Raw genomic sequence first — 23,492 nt, 5'->3', positions numbered from 1 at the left:
CTTCATCGCACGGGGAAGCGCCGCGTCAGACGTTCTTGTCCAGCAGCAGGTGCACCGACAGTTCCAGCCGGTTCGCGACGTCGGCCGCCGACGCGCGCCGCGTCACCCAGGCGACCAGGTTCGCCATCCAGACGTCGGCGATGACGTGGAAGATGTCGCGGTCGGCCTCGGTCGGGTCCTCGATGCCCATGGCCTTGGCGAACATGTTCTCCATCAGCCGCCCGACCTGCTCGACCTCGGCGGCGGCGGTCGTGTCGGCGAACATGAACGCGCGGACCATGGCCTCGGTCAGGTGCGGGTCCCTCTGCATCAGCCGGGTGTTGCGGCCGAGGACGAACATCAGCCGCTCGCTCGGGGTTTCGCCGGGGATCGCCGCGCGGTCGAGTTTCTCCTGCGCGCGTTCGAATTCCCTGGCCAGCCCGGAAACCAGCAGGTGGATCTTCGAGGGGAAGTAGCGGTACAGCGTGCCGAGCGCGACGTCCGCCTTCTCGGCGACCGCCCGCATCTGGACCGCGTCGTACCCGCCCTTCGCGGCGAGGGTGAGGGTCGCGTCGATGATGCGGCGCCGCCGGTCGCGTTGTGCCGCGGAGCCGAGTTCCTCGCCGCCCAGCGCGGAGAGACCATTGCCGCTTCGCGCTTTCGCGCTCGTGGGTGCCTTGGCCTTCCCTGGCATCGCCACGTCCCCCTTCGTCGGAACTTGTTCCACTTTCCTCACGTAGCGTACCTAAGCGGACGAACTGTTCAAGACGTGACCCACTGGGCAAGAAACTGTAACACGTTCTACACTCGCGGGTAGGTCCGAGCAGGAGGTCTCACCCGTGTCGATCGCGCTCACCGAGGAACAGGCGGCGCTGGCCGCGTCGATCCGGGCTTGGGCGGCCGCCGCCCGTCCCGTCGACGCCGTCCGAAAGGGCCGGATCACCGAGCCGCCACCAGGGCTGGCGGAACTCGGCCTGTTCGGCGTGGCGATTCCCGAAGACGTCGGCGGGGCCGGCGGCACACTGGCCGATCTGGCCGCGGGGCTCGCCGAAGCGGCCGAAGCGCTCGTGCCCGGACCGGTCCTCGGGACCGTGTTGGGCGGCGCGCTGCTCGGGACGGATCCTCGGCCGGCCAAGGAGATCCTGCCGGGTCTCGCGGACGGGACCGAACGGCTGGCGGTAGTACTCGGCGGCGGTTTCCGGATCGCGGATTCGGCGGTCGAAGGACAGTCGGGCCCGGCTCTCGACGTTCACCCGTCGGCGTGGACGCTGGTCTCCGACGGCGACGTCTCCGCGCTCATTCCGCCCGGCGCGTCCGGAATGGACATCGAGGAGTGCGAGCCGTTCGACGTCTCCCGGCCGGTCGGCCGGGTCCGGTGCACGAAGGTGCGGGCCGAAGCGGTTTTCGAGGCGCTGCCAGTGGATTCCTACGCCGCCACACTCGGCGCCGCGGAAGCCGCGGGGATCGCACGATGGTGTCTTCGGACCGCCGTCGACTACGCGAAGCTGCGGGAACAGTTCGGCCGCCCCATCGGGTCGTTCCAGGCGATCAAGCATCTGTGCGCGGAAATGCTGTGCCGGGCCGAAGCCACCGACGCGCTCGCGTGGGACGCGGCCAGAGCGGCCGAAGACCCGGCGCAGCACGCCCTCGCGGCCGCGACCGGGGCGGCCTACGCACTCGACGCGGCCGTGGCCAACGCGAAGGACTGCATCCAGGTCCTCGGCGGTATCGGCTTCACCTGGGAGCATGACGCGCACTTCTATCTGCGCCGTGCCGTCGCACTGCGTCAGTGGCTCGGTGGTTCCGCTCGCTGGCGCCGTCGCGCCGCCGAACTCGCCCTGCGCGGCGACCGCCGGACGTTGAGCGTCGACGTCGGCGAAGACACCGGACTCCGTGGCCTGGTAAGCGAAATCGCCGCCTTGCCCGAGCCCGCGCAGCGCGTCGCGCTGGCCGATTCGGGACTGCTGGCCCCGCATTGGCCCGCGCCGTACGGCAGGGGCGCCGGCGCGGCCGAGCAACTGCGGATCGACGCGGCCCTCGCCGACGCGCACATCCGCCGTCCCGACCTGGTGATCGGCGCCTGGGCGATCCCGACCCTGCTGGAACACGGCTCGGAGGACCAGCGCGAACGGTTCGCCGCGCCCACGCTGCGGGGCGAGATCACCTGGTGCCAATTGTTCAGCGAACCCGAGGCCGGCTCCGATCTCGCGTCGCTCCGCACGACGGCCCGGCGCGCCGACGGCGGATGGCTGCTGAACGGACAGAAGGTGTGGACCTCGCTCGCGCGCGAAGCCGATTGGGCGATCTGCCTGGCACGCACCGATCCGGACGCGCCGAAACACCAGGGGATCACCTACTTCCTCGTCGACATGACCGCGGACGGGATCAGCACGCGCCCGCTGCGCGAGATCACCGGCGACGCCGTCTTCAACGAGGTCTTCCTCGACGACGTCTTCGTCCCGGACGAGATGGTGGTCGGGGAGGTCGACGGCGGCTGGCGGCTCGCGCGGACGACGCTGGCGAACGAGCGCGTGGCCCTCGGGAGCGGGTCGGCGGTGGGGGAGGGCGTCGAGAATCTGCTCGCCACCTTGGGCGACGACGCCGACCTCGACCGGCTGGGCGCGCTGATCGCCGACGGAAGCGCGTGTTCGATGCTGGACCTGCGGGCGACGCTGCGGCGGCTCGACGGCCAGGATCCGGGCGCCGAGTCGAGTGTGCGCAAACTGCTGGGTGTGCGGCATCGGCAGGAGGTGGCGGACTTCGCGCTGGAAGCTTTGGGGGAGCACGCGCTCGTCGCCGGTGACCGCGCGCAGCACGAGTTCCTGCTGACCCGGTGCCTCAGTATCGCGGGCGGCACGACGCAGGTGCTGCTGTCGCTGACGGCCGAGCGGTTGCTGGGGCTGCCTCGGTCCTGAAAGTTCCTGTCACGGCACTCCGGCGTGCCATGAAAGGTCCCTTCCTCGCAAAATTGGCAAGGAAAGGACCTTTCATGGCACCGGCGCCCGACAGCTGTCGGTCCCGTGCTCTAACGTGCGGGTCGTGGAGTTCGGCACAGGAACCCAGGCCACCTTCGTCCCCTCGGATCCCCCGCGGGACGGTGTGCTGGCGCTCTGGGGAGACGGCGTAGCGGGTGACACCGCGATCGAACTCGTGCTGCCGGTGGGGAAGGTCTTCCGGCGCACGAAGGTCGACGCGGCACTCGTCCCGTTGTCACGCGCGATTCCGCGGCTGCTCACCGCGGACGGCGACCTGAGCCCGGCCATCGCCGCGTGGTCGGCCGTCGCCGAAGCCGGGGTGAACCTCATCGCCCGCGGCAGGCTGCTGCCCGCGGCCTCACCCGGCGGGGTGGATTCGTGGCGGGTCGGGCCGCTGGACGTCGCCGACGAGGAGATGCTGCGCGGGCTCGCCGCCGCGCTGCCTCCCGAGGCGCACGCGCTGCCGTTGTCCGGCCTGAAGCGGATCCGGCTGCATTCGCCGGAGTCGTTGATCCGCGCGCTCTGGGACGCCACGGCGGACGTGCTGGTCCGCACGCCGGCCGCGAGCGTCGCGGCGGGCGGTCCGGCGTTCGCCGCGGCCCAGCCGACGCTGGTCGGCCCGGACGGTGCCGCGTGGCTGGCCGAGCTGAGCGCCCGGCAGGCCCAGGGCGCGCATCTCGTCCTGCGCATGGAGGTGCACGAGCCCGAGAACCCCGAAGAAGAGCCCACGTTCGCCGCCGTCCTCGCCGTACGGAGCGCCGCCGACCCGAGCCTGATCGTCGAGGCGGCGACGCTGTGGGACGCGCCCGAAGCGGTACTGGAACGGATGGGCGACCAGGTCGAGACGCAGTTGCTGCTCGGTCTCCGCCGGGGCGCCAGGGCATGGGCGCCGCTCGGCCGCATGCTCCAGTCGGCCGCGCCGACCGGGCTCACGCTGGAGTACGACGAGGTCGTCGACCTGCTGACCCACGGGGACGCGGCGCTGGGCGGCGCCGGCATCGAGGTGCAGTGGCCGAAGGACCTCTTCGCGGGCGAACTCAAGGCGAAGGCGAGCGCGACGCAGGCCCCGGGCAGCGTCACCGGGCCCGAGTTCACGCTCAAGAGCCTGCTCCAGTTCCGCTGGCGGCTGAGCCTCGGCGACGAAGACCTCACCGACGCCGAGGTCACCGCGCTCGCGGAGGCGAAGCGGCCGCTGGTGCGGCTGCGGGGCAAATGGGTCAAGGTCGACGCGCGCCTGCTCGCCAAGGTGCGTGCTCACCGCGCGAAGAAGCTGTCCGGGGCCGAGGCGCTGGCCGCGGCGCTCACCGGCGAATTGGAGCTGGACGGTGAAAAGGTCGAGTTCACCGCGCCGTCGGCGCTGACGGGGCTGCTCCAGCGAATCCGGGAAAGCGCCGCGGAACCGATCGAGCAGCCAGCGGACCTGAAGGCCACCCTGCGGCCCTATCAGAAGGCGGGCCTGGCTTGGCTGGCGACGATGACCGGGCTCGGTCTCGGTGCCTGCCTCGCCGACGACATGGGGCTCGGCAAGACGATCCAGCTCATCTCCCTGCACCTGCATCGCCGCCCCCTCGGCGAGGGGCCCACGCTCGTCCTGTGCCCGACGTCGTTGCTGGGCAACTGGGAACGGGAGTTCGCCCGGTTCGCGCCGGACATCCCGGTACGCCGGTTCCACGGTGGCGGACGGCATCTCGACGAGGTCGCGCCGGACGAGGTCGTGCTCGCCACGTACGGCGTCCTCCGCCGGGATCGAGAAACACTGTCCGAAGTGGACTGGGGGATGATCGCCGCCGACGAGGCGCAGCACGTCAAGAATCCGCTTTCGGTCACCGCCAAGGAGCTGCGGAAGATCCCGGCCGCGGCGAAGGTCGCGCTGACCGGGACCCCGATGGAGAACCGGCTCACCGAACTCTGGTCCATTGTGGACTGGACGACGCCGGGGCTGCTCGGCTCGCTCGACGGGTTCCGCCGCAAGGTCGCCCGCCCGATCGAGCGCGACCGTGACGTCGCCGCCACCGAGCGTCTCGCCACGACCGTGCGCCCGTTCCTGTTGCGCCGCAAGAAGACCGACCCGGACATCGCCCCCGAGCTGCCGCGCAAGACCGAGACCGACCGGTTCGTCCCGCTCACCGCCGAGCAGACGACGCTGTACGAAGCCGTGGTCCGCGAGAATCTCGCGATGATCCGCGAGCTGGACGGGGTGGCGCGGCGCGGGCAGGTGCTCAAACTGCTCACCGAGCTCAAGCAGATCTGCAACCACCCGGCGCAGTACCTCAAGGAACCCGGCGTGCTGCACGGCCGGTCCGGCAAGCTGGCCGCGTTCGAGGAACTGCTCGACGTCATCCTCGACGAGGGCGACAGCGTGCTCGTGTTCAGCCAGTACGTCCAGCTGTGCCGCCTGCTGGAGAAACGCCTGGCCGAACGCGGGCTGCCGACGATGCTGCTGTCAGGGTCGAGCACGCCCCAGGCCCGGGAGGACATGGTCGCCCGGTTCCAGGCGGGCGAGGTTCCGGTGTTCCTGCTCTCGCTCAAGGCGGGCGGGGTCGGGCTCAACCTGACCAAGGCCACCCACGTGATCCACTACGACCGCTGGTGGAACCCGGCGGTCGAGGACCAGGCCACCGACCGCGCGTACCGGATCGGGCAGGACCGGCCGGTCCAGGTGCACCGGCTGATCGCCGAGGGCACGCTCGAGGAGCGCATCGCCAAGGTGCTGGAGACCAAACGCGGGCTGGCCGACGCGGTCATCGGCGCGGGCGAGAACTGGATCACCGAACTGTCCGACGACGAACTCGCCGACCTCGTCCGGCTCGGGGAGCCCTGATGCCCGGCGCGACAGGACGGAAACGGCGCACCTTCGGCAACACGTGGTGGGGCAAGGCGTGGGTCGAGGCCCTGGAGGAACGCGCCAAACTCGATCCGAACCGGTTGCCGCGCGGACGGACGTACGCGCGCAAGGGCACCGTCAGCAAGCTCGCGGTCGGCGAGGGCGAGGTGACGGCCTGGGTACAGGGCAGTCGGGCGGTGCCGTACCGGGTGACCATCCACATGCGGGCGTTCACCGGACCGCAGTGGGAGAGCCTGCTCGGGATGGTCGGCTCCCGGCTCGGGCACGTCGCCGCCCTCCTCGACGGTGAGCTGCCCGGTGAGCTGGCCGAAGACGCACGGGCCGCGGGCGCGGATCTGCTGCCGGGTCCCGGAGATCTGCGCCCGAAGTGCTCGTGTCCCGACAGCGCGAACCCGTGCAAGCACGTCGCCGCGGTGTACTACCTGGTCGCGGACGAGGTCGACGCCGATCCGTTCGTGCTGTTCCTGCTGCGCGGCAGGCCGAGGGAGGCCGTGCTCGCGGAACTGCGGTCCCGCCGCGCCCCCGCGAGCGCGCCGGGCAAACGGGTGCGTGCACCCGCCGCGCCCGGAGTGGACCCGAAACGCGCGTACACCCGGCGGATCGCCGCGCTCCCGCCGCGGCCTGCCGTCCCGGGCACGGTCGGGCCGCCCGCGGTCCTCGACCTCGACCCGCCGCACCGCACCGGCTGGAGCGGTGAGATGTTCGTCGAACTGGCGGCCGACGCCGCCGCGAGGGCCTGGGAACTGCTGGTCATGGGTCCCGAGCGCGAGGCGGAGCTGTCGTTCGAGGAAGACCTCGCGCGTCGTGCGGCGGCGAGCGACCCGCAGGTGGTCGCCGAACTCGCCGAGGCCGCGGGAGTCCCGGAGCGGGATCTGGCCGTCTGGGCACAGGCCTGGCGCGAAGCGGGCCGGGGTGGGATGGCGGTGGTGCGGGAGCCCTGGCGGCCCGGGCAGGCGCCGCTCGCGCAGGCCAGGGCGGACCTCGCCGAATCGGGGCTGCCGGGAACGCCGAAGACCTGGCGGAACCGGATCACCCAAGGCGACCTGCAGCTGCGCTACGGCCGGGACGAACGGTGGTACCGCTTCGTACGCGACGGCGAGGGCTGGCGGGTCGACGGCCCGTCCTCCGCGCGCCCGACGGACGTGATCTACCCGCCCTGATCGGCGCCTTCCGGTGCCTTGGTCGCTTGAAGTACGTGAAGGCCTCCTTGAGGGACCCAGAGTCCCTCAAGGAGGCCTTCACGGACCTGCGGCCCCGCGCCGCCAGGTGCGATAACTCCACTCCAGGAACCGTTCCACCCCGCGGACGACGTGGGCGCTGCGGATCGAGGGGAAGACGTCGAAGGCGTGCTGCGCGCCGGAGATCTCCGCGTACGCGACCTCCCGCTGGGACTTGTCCCGCAGGCGCCGCACGAATTCGCGGGCCTCGCCCACCGGCACCAGCGAGTCGTGGACGCCGTGGATGACGAAGAACGGCGGCGCGTCCTCGGTGATCCGGTCCAGCGGTGAAGCCGCGATGTAGTCGTCGAGGAAGTTCACCGGATCCCGGTCGGCCTCGAAGACGTGCCGGGCGATCAGCGTTTTCAGCCGGGTCTGACTGGAACGGCGTCCGCTGGTCGCGGCGAAGTCGTACACGCCGTAGTGCGGGGCGCACGCCTGGACGCTCGTGTCGGCTTCGGTGAAGCCGGGCTGCAACGCCGGGTCGTTCGCGGTCAGGGCCAGCAATGCGGCGAGATGCCCGCCCGCGGAGCCGCCGGTGACGGCGACGAACGACGGGTCGCCGCCGTAGGACTCGGCGTTGTCCCGGATCCAGGCCAGCGCGCGTTTCGCCGCGACGATATGCGCGGGCCAGCGGGCCGCGGGGGAGAGCGGGTAGTTGATCGCGATGCAGATCCAGCCGCGTTTGGCCATGTGCAGCATCAGCGGCAGGCCCTGCTGGTCCTTGTTGCCGATCACCCAGGCGCCCCCGTGCACCTGCAGCAGGATCGGCGCGCCGGTGACCGGTTCACGCGGGGCGTAGACGTCGAGCAGGAACCGTTTCCCGCCCGGCGCGTACGCGATGTTGCGGGTCCGCCGGACATCGGGATCGCGCATGCGGAACGGCATGGCCAGCTGGCCCCACGGGGTCGCGAGGTCGGTCGGGCTCGGCGGGTGCTCGAGTTCGTCGGTATAGGCCTTGCCGATGCCTTCGGTGAGCGCCGTCTCGATCTCGTCGCGGGCCCGCTGGGACTGCGCGATCAGGGTTCCGAGCCCGGCCGCGGACGCCGCCGCGAGGGCGAGCCCGGCCTTGCTCGACCCGCCTCGGTGCCGGGCGACATGCGCCGCCGCGTCGGCCGCGGTGAGCGCGAGCAGATGCGGCGCGAGTTCCCCGGTGAGCCAGCCCGCGAAGAACGCCGGAATCGCTGTACGCGCACCTCGCGGCGGCTTCAGCGCGTTCGCGGTGAGCGCGAGCTGGAGTGCCTGACGGACGACGAAACTCGGGTGCATGGGCTCCGATCCTACCGCCGGGTGACCGCCTAGAACGGGTTGCAAAGTTCACTTAAGGTGCTTGTCATGCAGAGATTGAGCGGTCTGGACGCGAGTTTCCTCTATCTGGAGACACCGGCCCAGGTCCTGCACATATGCGGGCTGCTCACCTTGGACGGTTCGACCATGCCCGGCGGCTACGATTTCGACCGCTTCAAGGCGAAACTGGCCGAACGGGTCGAGCTGATCCCGGCGTTCCGGCGCAAACTGCACAATCCACTCTGGAATCTGGCGCATCCGGTCTGGGTCGAGGACGAGGACTTCGACCTGGAGGCCCACGTTCACCGGATCGGCGTACCTGCCCCCGGGGACCGCCGGGAACTGGCCGAACTCGCCGCCCACATCGCGGGACAACGACTGGACCGCGCGCAGCCGCTCTGGCAGTTGTACGTCATCGAAGGCTTGGCCGACGGCGGGATCGCGGTCCTGCTGAAGATGCACCACGCCAGCGTCGACGGGGTCGGTGGCGCCAGCCTGATCGGTTACCTCGCCGGCCTCGATCCGGACGCCCCGCCGCCGGAGATCGCGACGGACGAACGCGCCAACGCGCGGGTTCCCGGCAGGCGGGCGCTGCTCGGCGCGGGGCTGACGTCGTTCGCGAAACGGCCGGTCGAGCTGGTGAAGCTGCTGCCCGACCTGCTCGAACTCGTGCCGCGATGGCTGGGGAAAGCTTTGCAGGGCAAGGGAATGCCGGTTCCGTTCACCGCGCCGCGCACGTCGTTCAACGGGACGATCACCGCGCACCGCAGCGTCGCCTACGCCTCTCTCGACCTCGACGACGTCAAGCAGGTCAAGGACGCCTTCGGGGTGACCGTCAACGACGTCGTCCTCGCCGTGGTTTCCGGCGCGCTGCGGCAGTTCCTGCGAGACCGGGGCGAACTGCCGGAGGATCCGCTGGTGGCGACCGTGCCGGTGTCGGTGCACGGCCGGACCGAACGCGAGCACGGCAGCAACAAGGTCTCGGCGTTCTTCGCGTCGTTGCCGACCCATCTCGACGATCCCGCCGCGCGGCTGTTCATGCTCGCGGAATCCAACCGGCTGTCCAAGGACCACCACCACACCATCGACGCGGACATGCTCCAGGACTGGGCGCAGTTCTCGGCGGCGACCATGTTCGGCCTCGCCGTGCGCGCGTATTCCGCGCTGCGCCTGGCCGAACGGCATCCGGTGGTGCACAACCTGGTGGTCTCCAACGTGCCGGGGCCGCCGATGCCGCTGTACCTGCTGGGCTGCCGGATCACCGGGCTCCACCCGCTCGGCCCGGTGTTCCACGGCGCCGGGCTCAACGTCACCGTGCTGTCCAACGCGGGCAGGGTCGACGTCGGCCTGCTCGGCGCCCGCGAACTCACCGGTGACCTGTGGCCGCTCGCCGACCACTTTCCCGACGCGCTCGCGGAACTGCTCAAAGCCACCTCCTAGATCCTCACCCCTTGCCGTCACGCCTCCTTCCGGTTAAGACTAGAACAGGTTTCAATATTGTGCCCGTTCGCCCCGGTGAGGAGCCAGTGTGGACTTCCAGTTCGACGAGACGCAGACCGAGGTCACCGCGCTGGCCGCGCGTGTCCTCGGCAAGGAGCGTGAGCCCGGCGAAACGTGGCGCGCGCTCGCCGACGCCGGTCTGCTCGCGCTGGCGCTGCCCGCCGAGCTCGGCGGTGACGGGCTCGGCGTCGCCGAAGTCGCCTTGGTGCTGACCGAACTCGGGCGCGTCGCCTCGCCGACGCCAGCGCTGGCGTCGCTGGCGTTCGGAGTCCTGCCGGTGACCGCGCTCGGTGGCCCGGATCAGCGCGCGGCGCTGCTTCCGCCGGTCGCCGCGGGCGAAGCCGTGCTCACCGCCGCGCTGCACGAGCCTTCCACGCCGTTCACCACCCGGCCCGCGACCGTCGCGGAATCGGCGGGGGACTGGCGCCTGAGCGGCGTCAAGATCGGCGTGCCGTTCGCGGCGGAGGCGACCCGGATCCTGACGCCCGCCTCGCTGCCGGGCGGCACCGGCGTCTTCCTGGTCGATCCCCGCGCGGACGGCGTGACGCTGACGCCGACGAGAACCTCTTCCGGCACACCGGACTACACGATGACGCTCGATTCGGTGACCGTCACCGACGCCGATCTCCTCAACGGGCACGGCCCCGGCGAGTCGATCGCGACGCTGCACCGGTTCGCGCTCGCGGGCGCCGTGGCGTTCGGCGACGGGCTGCTCGCCGGCGCGCTCGCGCTGACCACCAAGCACGTCGGGGAACGCGAGCAGTTCGGGCGGCCCCTGGCGGCGTTCCAGGCGGTGGCGCAACAGATCGCGGACGTCTACGTCGCCTCGCGGACGGTCCAGCTGGCCGCGCGGTCGGCGGTCTGGCGGCTCGCGGCGGGGCTCGACGCCGAGGCGGAGCTCGACATCGCGGCGTACTGGCTGGCGGAGGAGGCGCCCGCGGCGCTGGCCGTCTGCCATCACCTGCACGGCGGGATCGGCGTGGACGAAACGTATCCACTGCACCGGTTCTCGTCGGCGGTCAAGGATCTGGGACGAACGCTCGGCGGCGCCGCTCATCGGCTGGCCGGCCTGGGCGAACTGGTGGCGGGGTGAACCGATGCTGATCGAACTGACCGCGGCGCAACACGAGTTGCGCTCCGAACTGCGAAAGTACTTCGCCGGGCTCGTGAGTGCCGACGAGCGGCGCGCGATGCTGCGGGAACGGCACGGCCCGGTGTACCGCGAGATCGTGCGGCGGATGGGCCGCGACGGCCGGCTCGGCGTCGGCTGGCCCGAACAGTACGGCGGCCGGGGTTTCGGCGAGATCGAGCAGCACCTCTTCGTCGACGAGGCCGCCCGCGCCGACGTCCAGCTGCCGTCGGTGACCTTGCAGACCGTCGGGCCCACGTTGCAGGCCTACGGCACCGAGGAACAGAAATCCCTGTTCCTGCCCAAGATCCTCGCCGGTGAAGTGCATTTCGCCATCGGCTACACCGAGCCCGACGCGGGAACGGACCTCGCCGCGCTGCGCACGACAGCGGTGCGCGAAGGGGACGAGTACGTCGTCAATGGCCAGAAGATCTTCACCACGGGTGGGCACGACGCCGACTACATCTGGCTGGCCGTCCGGACCGCGCCGGACGCGCCGAAGCACAAGGGAATCTCGATCCTCATCATGGACACCCGCGATCCGGGCTATTCGTGGACGCCGATCATCACCTGCGACGGCGCGCACCACGTGAACGCCACCTACTACTCGGATGTCCGCGTCCCCGCGAACATGCTGGTGGGCAAGGAGAACGAGGGCTGGCGGCTGATCACCACCCAGCTGAACCACGAACGCGTCATGCTCGGCCCCGCCGGGCGGATCGGCGGTCTCCACGACCGCGTCCGCGACTGGGCGGCGTCCAGGAAGGCGCCGGACGGCACGCCGTTGCTCCAACTGCCCGACGTCCGGGCCGTACTCGCGGAAACGTTGGCGACCGCCCGGGTCAACGAACTGCTGAACTGGCAGGTCGCCGCGTCGTCGGCGACCGGGCCGGTGGCGGTGGCCGACGCGTCGGCCACCAAGATCTTCGGTTCCGAACGTATCCAGCGGCTGGCCAGGAGACTGGAGGAGATCGTGGCGCGACACGGTGATCAGGCCGACGCCGAAACCGCGGAACTGGCGCTGTGGCTGGACGTGGTGGCCAAACGCAATCTGGTGCTGACCTTCGGCGGCGGCGTCAACGAGATCCAGCGCGAGCTGATCGCCACCGCCGGGCTCGGACTGCCGAGGGTGCCGCGATGAGCATCCAGGAAGCCGCCGAACGCATCGCCGCGCGCGGGGAATCCGCGCCGAGGGCCGCGCGCGACGCGGTCAACCAGGCGATGGTGAACAACTGGGTCGAAGCCATCGGCGACCGCAATCCCGTGTACGTCGACGAGGAGTTCGCCGCCAAGAGTGTCCACAAGGGACTTGTCGCACCGCCCGCGATGGCGCAGGTGTGGACGATGGGCGGGCTGCACTGGACGAGGGCGTCGGACGATCCGCTCGGCGCGATGATGGAGGTGCTCGACGAAGCCGGGTTCACCTCGGTCGTCGCGACGAACTCCGAGCAGAACTACTTCCGCTACCTCCGCCACGGCGAGCGGGTCGAAGCGACCGCGAAACTCGAAAGTGTCGTCGGGCCGAAGCGCACCGCGCTGGGTGAAGGCTGGTTCGTGACGACGAAGACCACCTGGTACGTCGGTGACGAGGCCGTCGCGGACATGGTGTTCCGGGTGCTGAAGTTCCGCCCGCCGGGCGCCGAGCCCGCCAAGGCGGCCGCCCCGGTGCTGCGGCCGGTGATCAGCAAGGACACCGAGTTCTTCTGGGCGGGCCTGCGTGACGGGGAACTGCGGATCCAGCGGTGGGGCGAGACCCTGCGGCATCCGCCCGGCCCGATGCCCCCGGACGGCGACCTCGACGCGAAGCCGGACTACGTCGTCGCGTGCGGACGGGGCACGGTCTACAGCTACGTGGTGCACCACCATCCGAAGGTCCCCGGCAAGGAGCTGCCGTTCGTGGTCGCGCTCGTCGAACTGGAGGAAGGCGTCCGGGTGATGGGCGAGCTGCTCGACGCCGATCCCGAGGCTGTCCACATCGGACTCCCGGTGGAGGCCGCCTTCGTGAAGATCGACGAGGAACTGACGTTGCCCGCTTGGAGGGTCGCGCGATGAAGGACTGTTCGGTCGGCACCGAGCTGCCGCCGCTGACGATCGAGGCCACCCCGACGTTCGTGGTGAGCACCGCGCTGGCGACCCGGGATTTCCAGGACGTCCACCACGACCGCGACGCCGCCGTGCGGCGCGGGTCCAAGGACATCTTTCTCAACATCCTCACCGACACCGGTCTGGTGCAGCGGTTCGTCACCGACTGGGCGGGGCCGGAGGCGTTCGTGCGGTCGATCAAGATCCGGCTCGGCGTGCCCTGTTACGCCTACGACACGCTGACCTTCACCGGACGGGTCACGGAACGGGACGGCGACGACGTGGTGGTCTCGGTGTCCGGTGTGGACAGTCTCGGTGAGCACGTGGTGGGCACCGTGGCGCTGACGCTGGGAGGCGAGTGATGACCCTGTCCGGACGGGCGGCCATCGCCGGGATCGGTGCCACGGAGTTCTCGAAGGATTCCGGGCGCAGCGAGCTCCGGCTGGCTGCGGAAGCGGTGTCGAGCGCGCTGAAGGACGCCGGCCTCTCACCATCCGATGTGGACGGTCTGGTGTCGTTCACCATGGACGGCAACAGCGAGATCGCCGTCGCGCGGGAACTGGGCATCCCGGAGCTCAAGTTCTTCAGCCGGATCCACTACGGCGGCGGGGCCGCGGCCGCGACCGTGCAGCAGGCCGCGATGGCCGTCGCGACCGGGGTCGCGGACGTCGTCGTCGCGTACCGGGCGTTCAACGAACGGTCGGGGATGCGGTTCGGGCAGGTGTCCTCGGCCGCGGCGGGGCAGGTGAACTCGTCCGGCGTCGACAACGCGTTCCATTACCCGATGGGGATCGCGACGCCGGCCGCGACCGTCGCCATGCTCGCCCGGCGGTACATGCACGAGTACGGTGCGACCAGCGAGGACTTCGGCCGGGTGGCCGTCGTCGACCGTGCCCGCGCGGCGACCAACCCCCAAGCGTGGTTCTACGGTAAGCCGATCACGCTCGAAGATCATCAGGCCTCCCGCTGGGTCGCCGAGCCGTTGCACCTGCTCGACTGCTGCCAGGAGAGCGACGGCGGGATCGCCCTGGTGATCGTCAGCGCCGAGCGGGCGCGTGACCTGCCGCACCGGCCGGCCGTGATCGCGGCGGCCGCGCAGGGGAGCGGGCCGGACCAGTACGTGATGACCAGCTACTACCGCGACGATCTCCCGGCGCTGCCCGAAATGGGTGTCGTGGGACGGCAGCTGTGGGAGCAGTCCGGGCTGGGGCCCGGCGACATGGACCTCGCCGTGCTGTACGACCACTTCACCCCTTATGTCCTGATGCAGCTGGAAGAACTCGGCTTCTGTGGGAAGGGCGAAGCCAAGGACTTCATCGGCGGCGGAACCCTGGAACTCGACGGGAAGCTCCCGCTCAACCCGCACGGCGGGCAGCTGGGGGAGGCCTACATCCACGGGATGAACGGGATCGCCGAGGGTGTCCGGCAGCTCCGGGGCAGCGCCGTCAACCAGGTCGACGGCGCTTCGCGGGTGCTGGTGACCGCCGGCACCGGCGTACCTACGAGCGGACTGGTCCTGACCGCGGGCTGACATCACCTCAATGCCCGATGGTGTACTAGAGCGGTACCTGCCACGGTGAAAGGGTTACCGGCCGGGAGGTGCCATGTCTGGACCAATCGTCGTCGCGTGGACCCTGACCGCGGTGTTCGCCGCGCTCGTCCTGCCCTGCGTGCTGAGACTCGTCAGGTTGGACTACGGCAGGCAGGGCGCGGCGGTCCGCAACGGCGACCTGGCCGAACTGCTGCTCGTCGTCGCCATGGTCGCGATGCTGTCCCCGATCGGCGGCCCGATCCCGGCGGCGGGCTGGCAGGCGATGCTGGCGCTGACCGCGGGCTGGTTCGCCGTCTCGTGGTGGAAGGGGCGGCGGTCCGGGCACGCCTCGTGCGGGCACCACGCCGTCTCCGCCACCGCGATGCTGTTCATGGTGACGTTCATGCCGCACAACGACGTCACCCACGGGCCGTGGCTGGTGATGTCGGGTCCCGGCGGCACTTCGGCGCTGTGGCTTTCGCTGATCTTCGGTGCCGTGGCCGCGTATTTCGCGGCGGACGCCGTGCGCGCCGGGGTGCTCGCGGCGCGGGGTGCCGGGGAGTCCGGTCAGCTGTCGCGGCGGGTGTGCCGGGTGATCATGGGGCTGGGGATGGGCTACATGCTGCTGGGCGCGGCCGTCTAGCGGCTGAAGGGGACTTTCCCCTCATCTCACGCGGTGAAGGGAGCTTTCACTGCGTCTTACGCGGTGAAAGTCCCCTTCAGCTCAGGAGCGGGGGACGCGGCGCACGACGCCCGCCTCGGCGGTGCCCACGTCCGGCAGGCCCTCGGCCGGATTGTCCGCGGCCCACTTCGCGGCGTTGGCGATGTCCTTGTTCAGCGCGACGATCAGCGCCTCCGACGACGGGTACGCCTCCTGCTCGCGCAGGTGGTGGCCCAGCCAGACGGTCAGCACCTCGCCGTAGAGGTCACCGCTGAAGTCCAGCAGATGCGCCTCGACGAGCCGGTAGCCGTCCGCGCCGTAGTAGGTCAGCCGCCTGCCGACCGACACCGCCGCCGCGATCCGGGTGCCGTCGGCGCGTTCGGCCCAGCCCGCCCACACTCCGTCGCCGACTTGGCCGTCCTGGTCGCGCAGCGCGATGTTGGCGGTCGGGAAGCCCAGTTCCCTGCCCCGCTGATCGCCCTTCTCCACCTGGCCACGGACCACGAAGTACTCCGCCGTCATGCCGCTCCCGTCCCCTGCCGTCACGAAAGCCATGAATACCATGCCCCGCCGCCCGGGGTCGACCGCCGTCCACGCCGCGGGAGGCGTCCACTGTGTACTGAATCACCTAGCTGAATCACGTGGTGACGAGCCGGTACCCCAGGTCGAGTTCCGTCCGGCCGAGCAGGCCGACGTGATGCCGGTGCCAGTGCCCGTCCGCGAGATCGGCGCGCAGCCGCTCGACCGCCGTCGCGACGACGTTCTGGTCCAGCAGTGCCACACCGGACATCCCCGCGCGCACGCGCTCGGACAGGTAGGCCTCGGGCCTGCGCCAATACGCGCCGAGGAACCCGTCGACGCAGTCCGACGGCACCGGCAGCGGAGCCACCGAAGGCGTCTGCCCGGCCTCGGTCAGTTCCTCGACGACCCGGTCGAGACAGGCCAGCCTGCTTTCGTGTTCGGCGATCTCGGGCAGGTAGTCCCGCACCAGCCAGAACCGCGCGAACACCGCCTGATCCCAGGTCACGATCACCTGGCGGCGGGACACGCGCCGCAGTTCGGCCAGCCCGGCGGCCACGTCCGTCCAGTGGTGCACGGTCAGCACCGCCAGGGCGGCATCGAAGGCACGGTCGGGGAAGGGCAGCCCTTCCGCGCACGCCTGCACGGCCGGGGCCGCGGTGGACGGACGCTGCGCGATCATCCGCCGCGACGGCTCGACGGCCACCACGTCGCGGTCTTCCGGCTCGTAGGAACCGGCTCCGGCCCCGACGTTGACCACCGAGCGCGCGTCGCCGAGAGCGGCGGTGACGGCGGCCGCGATGCGGGGATCCGGGCGTCTCGATCGCGCGTAGTCCCGGCCGAGTTCGGCATACGGGTCCGAGATCAAGGGGCGCACCTGCCCGAGTCTAGCCAGAGCCGCTACCTGCGGGAACGAGGATTCAGTCTGTCGTGGTCAAGAAAGTGTCGGAAAGGACGGGCGCCTCGTCCCGGTCCGGTGCCGAGGTGGTGATCACCAGCCCGGCCGGCTCGCGCCAGACCCGGGTCCGCAGCGGCTCGCCGGGGAAGACGACGCCGGCGAACTTGGCCGAGAACGACGCGACACGGGCGGTGTCGCCGTCGAGGAATTCGTCGGTGACGGCCTTCGCGATGACGCCGTAGGTGCACAGGCCGTGCAGGATCGGCTTGTCGAACCCGGCCGCCGCGGCGAACGCGGGATCGGCGTGCAGGGGGTTGCGGTCCCCGCAGAGCCGGTAGAGCAGCGCCTGCTGCGGCAAGGTCGGGGTGTCGATGACCGCGTCCGGCTCCCGCGACGGCAGTTCGACGCGGTCGGACGGGCCGCGTTCGCCGCCGAAACCCCCTTCTCCACGGGCGAAGATACTCGACCGCAACGTCCACAATGGAGTGCCATCCGAGTCGGTGGCGACCGTCTCGTTCACGATCACGGCCGCCTTGCCCTTGTCGAAGACGTCGACGATCCGCGTGCGCGCCACGGCCTTCCCCGACGTGGGGATCGGCCGGTGCGCGATCACCTCCTGCTTGCCGTGCAACACTTTCCCGAGGTCGACCTCGACGCCGGGGAACGAGACCGCGGGCGGTTCGAACACACGCAGGTTCGCCGCCACGGTGGCGAAGGTCGGCAGCACCTGGAGGCCGTCCTCGTAGGTGTAGCGCAGTTCGCGCGGGCTCGTCGGGTCCGCGCCCGCGCCCAGCGCCAGGTGGTAGAGCTGCACGTCCGACGCGGTCCAGGCGAAGCTCACCTCGCCGAGGTCGGCGCCGATCGCGACCGAGGGATCGATGGGCACAGGGACTCCTACGGTGCTGTGGGTTTGTTCGGGGCAGGGCGTAACTCGCGTGATCGAAGGCGGAACTCGCGTGATTGGAGGGCGAACTCGCGTGTGTCGTCTGGTTGGAAGCCGGAGGGCGCGAAGCGGACCTCGCCTCTGCGGCTTGCCTGGAGAAACCACCGGTATCTCCTACTCGTAGGTGACGGTGACCTCGTCGGTCAGCGGCAAGGACTGGCACGCCAGCACGATGCCTTCGGCGATGTCGTCGCCGTCGAGGACCTCGTTGTTCAGCATCTTCACCTCACCGGAGGTGACTCGGCAGGCGCACGCGCTGCACTGGCCCTCGCGGCACGAGTACGGCGCGTCGAAACCCTTTTCCAGCAACAGGTCCAGCAGTTTCGTCCGGCGCGGCCAAGCGAGCTTCTTCGTCTCCCCGTCGAGGGTGACGTCGACCGACGCCGGGGTCTCGGCCTCTTCGACGGCGACGGGCTCGGCCACCTCGAACGGGTTCCCGCCCAGGGAAAGAAACCGCTCCAGGTGGATCCGCTTGCGCGGCAGCCCGAGCTCCTTGAGCACCGTGCGCGCGGCGTCCATGAACGGGCCGGGTCCGCAGATGAACGCTTCGTGCGTGGCGTACGGCGCCACCAGGGCGCGCAGATGCGCTTCCGTCGGCAGTCCTTGCAGGCTCTCCAGCCAGTGCACGACGACCAACCGGTCCTGGTACCGGGCGGCGAGGTCCGCCAGCTCCCGCGCGAAGATCACCGAACGTTCGTCGCGATTGGCGTACAGCAGCACCACTTTGCCGGTGCCGTGCTCCAGCGCGGACTTGAGGATCGACATCACCGGCGTGATACCGCTGCCGCCCGCGAGCAGGAGGAAGTCCTCGTCGAGCGACGCGGGGCTGAACACCCCGGCCGGCGGCAGGACCTGGACCTCCTGACCGGCCTGGAGGTTGTCGCACAGCCAGTTCGACCCGTAGCCGTCGGCGGTGCGTTTGACGGTGACCTGCACCCGGCCTTCGTGCGGCGCACTGGAGAGCGAGTAGCAGCGGGCCACCGAGCCGGTCCGTTCGCTCGGGACGCGGACGGTGAGGAACTGCCCTGGGGCGTAAGCGAAAACCGAAGCGTGCTCGGCCGGGATCTCGAACACGATCGACCGCGCGTCGGCCGTCTCGGTGATCACCTCGGCCACGGTCACGGTGACGGGACCGCTCATTCGGGCACCTCCAGCAGGCCGTCCTTCAACGCGGCGTCGATGCTTTCGCTGAGATTGCCGCAGGTGTCGAGCAACGCCGTCTGTGCGCCGGAAGCCTTCTGTTCGGCGAACACCGGGCAGCTCCGGGACGCGTCGGTCGTCCACTGGATGCTGGTGTGCTGGACGCTGTTCTTCTTGACCAGCACGCAGGTCCCGCACGCGCGGCAGCTCAGCGGCCGAAGCCCGGCGGTGAGGAATTCGACGGTCTCGGGCTTCACACCCCGGCCTCTTCCGCCTGCTGCCGCGCCAGGTTGTCGGCCACCTCCGCCGCCCAGACCTCGTTGGCGCGGCTGGTGTCCACTTCGAACTCGAAGCGGCGCGTCATGTCCTCGGTGACGTCGGCGGCGTCCACATAGAACTGGTCGTACCAGCGGCGCAGCTGGTAGACCGGCCCGTCCTCTTCGCACAGCAACGGGTTGTCGATCCGCGTCTTGTTGCGCCAGATCTCCACGTCCTGAAGGAAGCCGACGCCGATGCCCTTGGCGAACTTCCCGGCGATCTTGTCCGCGTGCTCGTCCGAGACGCCCTCGAACTTCTTCACGCTCACGCCCCACTGCAGCACGAACGAGTTCTCGGTGACCGGGTAGTGGCAGTTGATCAGCACGTTCTCGATCTCGAAACCCTGGTACGTGTTGAGCAGCGTGTTGATCATGTACGAGGGCCCGAAGTACGACGCCTCCGACCGCAGCAGGTTCTCCTCGCCGCCGTAGTTCGACGCCATTCCCTTGTCCGGGCGGCCCTTCGTGTTCAGGTACTGCGTGGCGACATGTCCCTCGAACACGTTCTTGAAGTAGGTCGGGAAGGCGTAGTGGATGTAGAAGAAGTGCGCCATGTCGACCATGTTGTCGATGATCTCGCGGCAGTTGGAGCCCTCGATGAGCACCGAGTCCCAGGTCCAGTTGCTCCACTCGCCGTTGAACACGCCTTCGATCCGCGGGATGACGACGTCCTCGGGCGGCGGGTTGCCCTCCGGGTCGTGCCAGACGAACAGTTGCTTGTTCTCCTCCAGCACGATCCACGACTTCGTCCGCGCCCGCAGCGGAACCCGTTTGGCGTAGGGGATCGACACGCATTTGCCGTTGCCGTTCCAGCGCCAGTCGTGGAACGGGCAGGCGATCTCGTCGCCCTTGACCTCGCCCTGGGTGAGGTCGCCGCCCATGTGGCGGCAGTACCCGTCGAGCACGTTCAGCTTGCCGGACGAATCGGCGAAGACCACCAGTTTCGTCCCGAACGCCGTGATGGCGTGCGGCTTCCCGTCGCGGAACGGCTCGGCCAGGCCGAGACAGTGCCAGCCGCGCGCGAACCGCGAAGGGGGCGCGCCCGCGTCGATCTGCCGTACGGATTCCGTCGTCATCGGCTGCCTCCCGCTTTGGTGTGATCTTGCTGCGCGAGATGCTCGGCCGCAAGGTAGCCGAACACCATCGCCGGGCCGATCGTCGCGCCGGGGCCGGCGTAGGTGCGGCCCATCACCGCCGCGCTCGTGTTGCCCGCCGCGTAAAGTCCGTCGATCACCGACCCGTCCTCGCGCAGGACACGCGCGTGCGGGTCGATCCGCAAACCGCCCTTGGTACCCAGGTCGCCGGGCACGATCTTCACCGCGTAGTACGGCGCGACGTCCAGCGGGCCCAGGCTCGGGTTGGGTTTGTTCCGCGGGTCGCCGTAGTAGTGGTCGTACGCGCTGCGCCCGCGGTGGAAGTCCTCGTCCACGCCGCTTTTCGCGAAGCCGTTGAACCGCCGCACGGTGGCCTCCAGCGCGTCGGCCGGGACCTCGATCCGCTCGGCGAGTTTCGCGATCGTGCTCGCTTTGACCGCGATGCCCGCTTTGAACCAGCGGCCGGGCAGCGGCTGGCGCGGGCCGAGGCCGGTGAACATGTACCGGTTGCGGTTGCGCTGGTCGAACACCAGCCAGGTCGGGATGTTCGCGCCGGGGCCGTCACCCTCGCCGTACATCGCGTGCACGGCCTCGACGTAGGGCGCCGACTCGTTGACGAAGCGTTCGCCGCGTGCGTTGACCATCAGGCAGCCCGGCCGAGACCGCTCGGCGAGCGCGAACCAAGGTCCGCCGGTCAGCGGGATGGACGGGCCCCACCAGGCGTCGTCCATCAGGTCGACGGCCGCGCCGAGTTTGAGCCCGGCGTCGATGGCGTCGCCGGTGTTGGCCGCGGCGCCGACGGTCCACTCCGTACCGATGGGCGCGCGCTGGTACTTGACCCGCATCTCTTCGTTGCGCTCGAACCCGCCCGCGCCGAGGACGACGCCGAGCCGCGCGCGGATCAGCTTGTCCTCACCCTCGTGGCGGACGACGACGCCGGTCACGCGGTCGCCTTCGCTCTCGAGGTCCACCAGCGGTGTGTTCAGCCAGACGGGGACATCCGCCCGGCGCAGACCTTCACGCAGGCCGGCCGCAAGCGCTTGCCCCATGGAAAGCAGCCGCTGACGGCGGATCCGGCCCGTGAGCCAGCGGCCGCCGAGACTCAGCACGCGGAGGATGCCGCGGGGATGCCGGGCGAGCAGGCTCAGCCACCGGTAGTCCGCCTGGGTGATCGGGGCGCCGAGCGGGGGAGCGCTGTACGGCGGCTCCAGGTTCGCCAGCTCCGGTCCGAGGAGGTTGCCGTCGAGCGCGGCCGGCTCGACCGAGCGTCCGCCCGGCCGTCCGCCGGGGGCTTCCGGGTGGTAGTCCGAGTAGCCACGGACCCAGCGGAAGCGCAACGGTGTCTTGTCGCAGACGAAGGACAGGACCTCGGGGCCGCGGTCGAGGAAGGCCGACCGGAGTTCGGCGGGGACGACGTCACCGACGATCGCTTCGAGGTACTCGCGCGCCCGCTCCGGGGGTTCCTCGATCCCGGCCGCCCGCAGCGCGTGGTTGCCGGGAATCCAGACGCCGCCGCCGGAGCGGGCCGTCGAGCCGCCGAAGTGGGCGGCCTTCTCCACGACCAGGACCTCGAGTCCCCGGTGGGCTGCGGACAGTGCGGCGGTCATCCCGGCGGCACCACTGCCGACCACGATCACGTCGTACTCCATACGCCCCTCACCTGAAACACGTTGTAGGAAGCATGTAGCAGCATCCGCGCTGCTCCAGTCACCATAGACGAGAACGTGTTCTAGTTCTAGGGTGGGGTCATGGACTCCCTCGTCGCGGATGTGGTGATCGTGGGTTTCGGTGCGGCCGGTGCCTGTGCGGCGATCGAGGCCGCCGATGCCGGTGCCCGGGTGCTCGTGCTGGACCGGTTCTCCGGTGGTGGCGCGAGCGCGGTCAGTGGTGGTGTCGTCTACGCCGGCGGCGGGACGGCGCAGCAGCGGGACGCGGGCGTCGACGACAGTGTCGACGCGATGTACGACTACCTGCGGCTGGAGGTCGGTGACGTCGTCTCCGAGGAGACCCTGCGGCGTTTCTGCGCGGGCAGTACGGAGATGATCTCCTGGCTGGAAGGCAACGGCGTGCCCTTCGAGGGCAGTCTGTGCCCGTACAAGACGTCATACCCGAGTGACAAGCACTATCTGTACTACTCGGGCAGCGAGGCGGCGGGCGGTTTTCGTGACGCCGCCAAGCCCGCGCCGCGCGGGCATCGCGTCAAGGGTCCCGGCACGTCGGGAAAACTGCTGATGAAACGCCTGATGGAAGCCGTCCGCAGCCGTGGGATCCAGGTGTTGCCGCAGACCGCCGCGCGGAACCTGATCGTGGACGCCGACGGGACCGTGACCGGTGTCGTCGTGTCCACCCTGCGGGACGCTCCCGCTCGCGTGCGGGCCGCGCACCGGAGGCTGTCGGCGTATGCCGCGAAACCGGGGATCTACGTTCCGTCGATGCGGAAGTCGCTGCACCGGCGCGCGGAGCGGATCGAGCGTCGCTATGGCCGTGAGCTGCGGATTTCCGCCTCTCGCGGGGTCGTGCTCGCGGCCGGTGGGTTCATCGCGAACCGCGAGATGGTGCGCGAGCATGCGCCCGCGTATCGCGGCGGGCTGGCGCTCGGGACGTCGGCCGACGACGGCTCCGGCATCCGGATGGGGGTCGAAGCGGGCGGGGCCACCGCGGAGCTCGGGCGGATCTCCGCCTGGCGGTTCATCACTCCGCCGTCGGCGTTCCTCGGGGGTCTCCTCGTGGACAAGACGGGTGGCCGGATCATCGACGAATCCCGGTACGGCGCGGCCGTCGGTGAACGCATGATCACCGGGCACGAGGGGCGTGGCTGGCTGCTGGTCGACGACGCCATCGTCCGGGAGGTCCAGCGGGACGCGCGCGGGCAAAGCCAGTGGTTCCAAGGACTTCAGGTGCGGTACCTGCTGCGGCAACGGGTCGTCGCCGGTTCGCTCGACGAGGTCGCGCGCAAGGCCGGAGTCGACCCCGGCGGGCTGGCGGCCAGTGTCGAGGCGGCGCGGTCCGGCGCGGATCCGACGGGCAAGCCCGCGGAGTTCGCACGGCCGCTGGATCGGGCGCCGTATTCGCTGATCGACGTCTCGATCAAGCCGAATCTCGGCTATCCGTGCCCGATGCTGACGCTGGGCGGCCTGGTCGTGGACGAGGAGACCGGGGCGGTGCGGTCCGCCGCCGGCGCCCCGATCCGCGGGCTGTACGCGGCCGGTAGGACCGCGGTGGGAATCTGTTCTAGGTCCTATGTGAGCGGTCTGTCGCTGGCCGACTGCGTGTTTTCCGGGCGGCGTGCCGGACTGCACAGTGCCCTCGACCGGGGATCGGTCGACAAAAACGAGAACGTGTTCTAGTCTTGGACCCGGTTCACCGAGAACGAGA

Annotated in this window: 20 protein-coding genes; 11 read left to right on the top strand and 9 right to left on the bottom strand. The window is 70.2% G+C overall.

Annotated elements, in window-relative coordinates; genetic code table 11:
* Positions 1-25: 25 nt before the first annotated feature.
* Complete coding sequence (gene kstR / locus DMH01_RS10405) at positions 26-673, bottom strand: cholesterol catabolism transcriptional regulator KstR (RefSeq protein WP_034322562.1); 648 nt, start codon at positions 671-673, stop codon at positions 26-28.
* 145 nt (positions 674-818) lie between these two features.
* On the opposite strand from kstR, the gene DMH01_RS10400 reads away from it, so the two are divergent.
* The 3 genes from DMH01_RS10400 (at position 819) to DMH01_RS10390 (ending at position 6,959) form a co-directional block, all read left to right on the top strand.
* Positions 819-2,894 (top strand): acyl-CoA dehydrogenase, encoded by a 2,076-nt coding sequence (locus DMH01_RS10400; RefSeq protein ID WP_125675469.1) that lies wholly within the window; start codon positions 819-821, stop codon positions 2,892-2,894.
* A gap of 115 nt (positions 2,895-3,009) precedes the next feature.
* On the top strand, positions 3,010-5,775 hold the full coding sequence (locus DMH01_RS10395; protein ID WP_199745425.1) for a DEAD/DEAH box helicase: 2,766 nt from the start codon (positions 3,010-3,012) through the stop codon (positions 5,773-5,775).
* The gene (locus tag DMH01_RS10390) at positions 5,775-6,959 is read left to right on the top strand and encodes an SWIM zinc finger family protein (protein ID WP_125675465.1); all 1,185 of its coding nucleotides are present in this window, start codon (positions 5,775-5,777) and stop codon (positions 6,957-6,959) included. The genes DMH01_RS10395 and DMH01_RS10390 overlap by 1 nt, the downstream gene beginning before the upstream one ends.
* Positions 6,960-7,037: 78 nt before the next feature.
* On the opposite strand, the gene DMH01_RS10385 is transcribed toward DMH01_RS10390, so the two are convergent.
* Positions 7,038-8,285 (bottom strand): alpha/beta hydrolase, encoded by a 1,248-nt coding sequence (locus tag DMH01_RS10385; protein WP_125675463.1) that lies wholly within the window; start codon positions 8,283-8,285, stop codon positions 7,038-7,040.
* Positions 8,286-8,351: 66 nt separating this feature from the next.
* Here DMH01_RS10385 and DMH01_RS10380 point away from each other — a divergent pair, with 66 nt between their 5' ends.
* The 7 genes from DMH01_RS10380 to DMH01_RS10350 all read left to right on the top strand — a co-directional run bounded on the left by DMH01_RS10380 (position 8,352) and on the right by DMH01_RS10350 (position 15,188).
* Positions 8,352-9,743, top strand: a complete 1,392-nt coding sequence (locus DMH01_RS10380) for a wax ester/triacylglycerol synthase family O-acyltransferase (RefSeq protein ID WP_125675461.1) — start codon at positions 8,352-8,354, stop codon at positions 9,741-9,743.
* Positions 9,744-9,831: 88 nt separating this feature from the next.
* Positions 9,832-10,896 carry an acyl-CoA dehydrogenase family protein gene (locus DMH01_RS10375; RefSeq protein ID WP_125675460.1) on the top strand — a complete coding sequence of 355 codons (1,065 nt, stop codon included), beginning with the start codon at positions 9,832-9,834 and terminating at the stop codon, positions 10,894-10,896.
* Positions 10,897-10,900: 4 nt separating this feature from the next.
* Positions 10,901-12,073: an acyl-CoA dehydrogenase family protein gene (locus DMH01_RS10370; RefSeq protein WP_125675458.1), complete on the top strand. Its 1,173-nt coding sequence runs from the start codon at positions 10,901-10,903 to the stop codon at positions 12,071-12,073.
* Entirely contained in the window at positions 12,070-12,984 is a 915-nt protein-coding gene (locus tag DMH01_RS10365; protein ID WP_125675456.1) for a bifunctional MaoC family dehydratase N-terminal/OB-fold nucleic acid binding domain-containing protein, read from the top strand. Before DMH01_RS10370 ends, DMH01_RS10365 begins: the two co-directional genes overlap by 4 nt.
* Positions 12,981-13,376 carry a MaoC family dehydratase gene (locus DMH01_RS10360; RefSeq protein WP_125675454.1) on the top strand — a complete coding sequence of 132 codons (396 nt, stop codon included), beginning with the start codon at positions 12,981-12,983 and terminating at the stop codon, positions 13,374-13,376. The genes DMH01_RS10365 and DMH01_RS10360 overlap by 4 nt, the downstream gene beginning before the upstream one ends.
* A complete protein-coding gene (locus DMH01_RS10355; RefSeq protein WP_125675452.1) occupies positions 13,376-14,545 on the top strand; it encodes a lipid-transfer protein in 1,170 nt (389 codons plus the stop codon). Before DMH01_RS10360 ends, DMH01_RS10355 begins: the two co-directional genes overlap by 1 nt.
* Positions 14,546-14,618: 73 nt before the next feature.
* On the top strand, positions 14,619-15,188 hold the full coding sequence (locus DMH01_RS10350; protein ID WP_125675450.1) for a DUF5134 domain-containing protein: 570 nt from the start codon (positions 14,619-14,621) through the stop codon (positions 15,186-15,188).
* A gap of 81 nt (positions 15,189-15,269) precedes the next feature.
* Here DMH01_RS10350 and DMH01_RS10345 read toward each other — a convergent pair whose 3' ends face one another.
* The 7 genes from DMH01_RS10345 to kstD form a co-directional block, all read right to left on the bottom strand.
* Entirely contained in the window at positions 15,270-15,728 is a 459-nt protein-coding gene (locus tag DMH01_RS10345) for a riboflavin kinase (RefSeq protein ID WP_125676671.1), read from the bottom strand.
* A gap of 115 nt (positions 15,729-15,843) precedes the next feature.
* Positions 15,844-16,593, bottom strand: a complete 750-nt coding sequence (locus tag DMH01_RS10340; RefSeq protein WP_125676669.1) for a class I SAM-dependent methyltransferase — start codon at positions 16,591-16,593, stop codon at positions 15,844-15,846.
* Positions 16,594-16,645: 52 nt separating this feature from the next.
* Entirely contained in the window at positions 16,646-17,509 is an 864-nt protein-coding gene (locus DMH01_RS10335) for a MaoC/PaaZ C-terminal domain-containing protein (protein WP_125675448.1), read from the bottom strand.
* 171 nt (positions 17,510-17,680) lie between these two features.
* On the bottom strand, positions 17,681-18,706 hold the full coding sequence (locus DMH01_RS10330; RefSeq protein WP_125675446.1) for a ferredoxin--NADP reductase: 1,026 nt from the start codon (positions 18,704-18,706) through the stop codon (positions 17,681-17,683).
* Positions 18,703-18,963: a hypothetical protein gene (locus DMH01_RS10325; RefSeq protein WP_125675444.1), complete on the bottom strand. Its 261-nt coding sequence runs from the start codon at positions 18,961-18,963 to the stop codon at positions 18,703-18,705. Before DMH01_RS10325 ends, DMH01_RS10330 begins: the two co-directional genes overlap by 4 nt.
* A complete protein-coding gene (locus tag DMH01_RS10320; protein WP_125675442.1) occupies positions 18,960-20,099 on the bottom strand; it encodes a Rieske 2Fe-2S domain-containing protein in 1,140 nt (379 codons plus the stop codon). Before DMH01_RS10320 ends, DMH01_RS10325 begins: the two co-directional genes overlap by 4 nt.
* Positions 20,096-21,766, bottom strand: coding sequence for a 3-oxosteroid 1-dehydrogenase (kstD, locus tag DMH01_RS10315; RefSeq protein WP_125675440.1), 1,671 nt, complete (start codon positions 21,764-21,766; stop codon positions 20,096-20,098). The genes DMH01_RS10320 and kstD overlap by 4 nt, the downstream gene beginning before the upstream one ends.
* A gap of 99 nt (positions 21,767-21,865) precedes the next feature.
* On the opposite strand from kstD, the gene DMH01_RS10310 reads away from it, so the two are divergent.
* Positions 21,866-23,464: an FAD-binding protein gene (locus DMH01_RS10310; RefSeq protein WP_125675438.1), complete on the top strand. Its 1,599-nt coding sequence runs from the start codon at positions 21,866-21,868 to the stop codon at positions 23,462-23,464.
* Positions 23,465-23,492 lie beyond the last annotated feature (28 nt).

It is taken from the genome of Amycolatopsis sp. WAC 04182, from assembly GCF_003947465.1.
GTDB lineage: Bacteria > Actinomycetota > Actinomycetes > Mycobacteriales > Pseudonocardiaceae > Amycolatopsis.
Note: the sequence above shows the minus strand (reverse complement) of the source record. Positions and strands in the feature narration are given on the sequence as shown.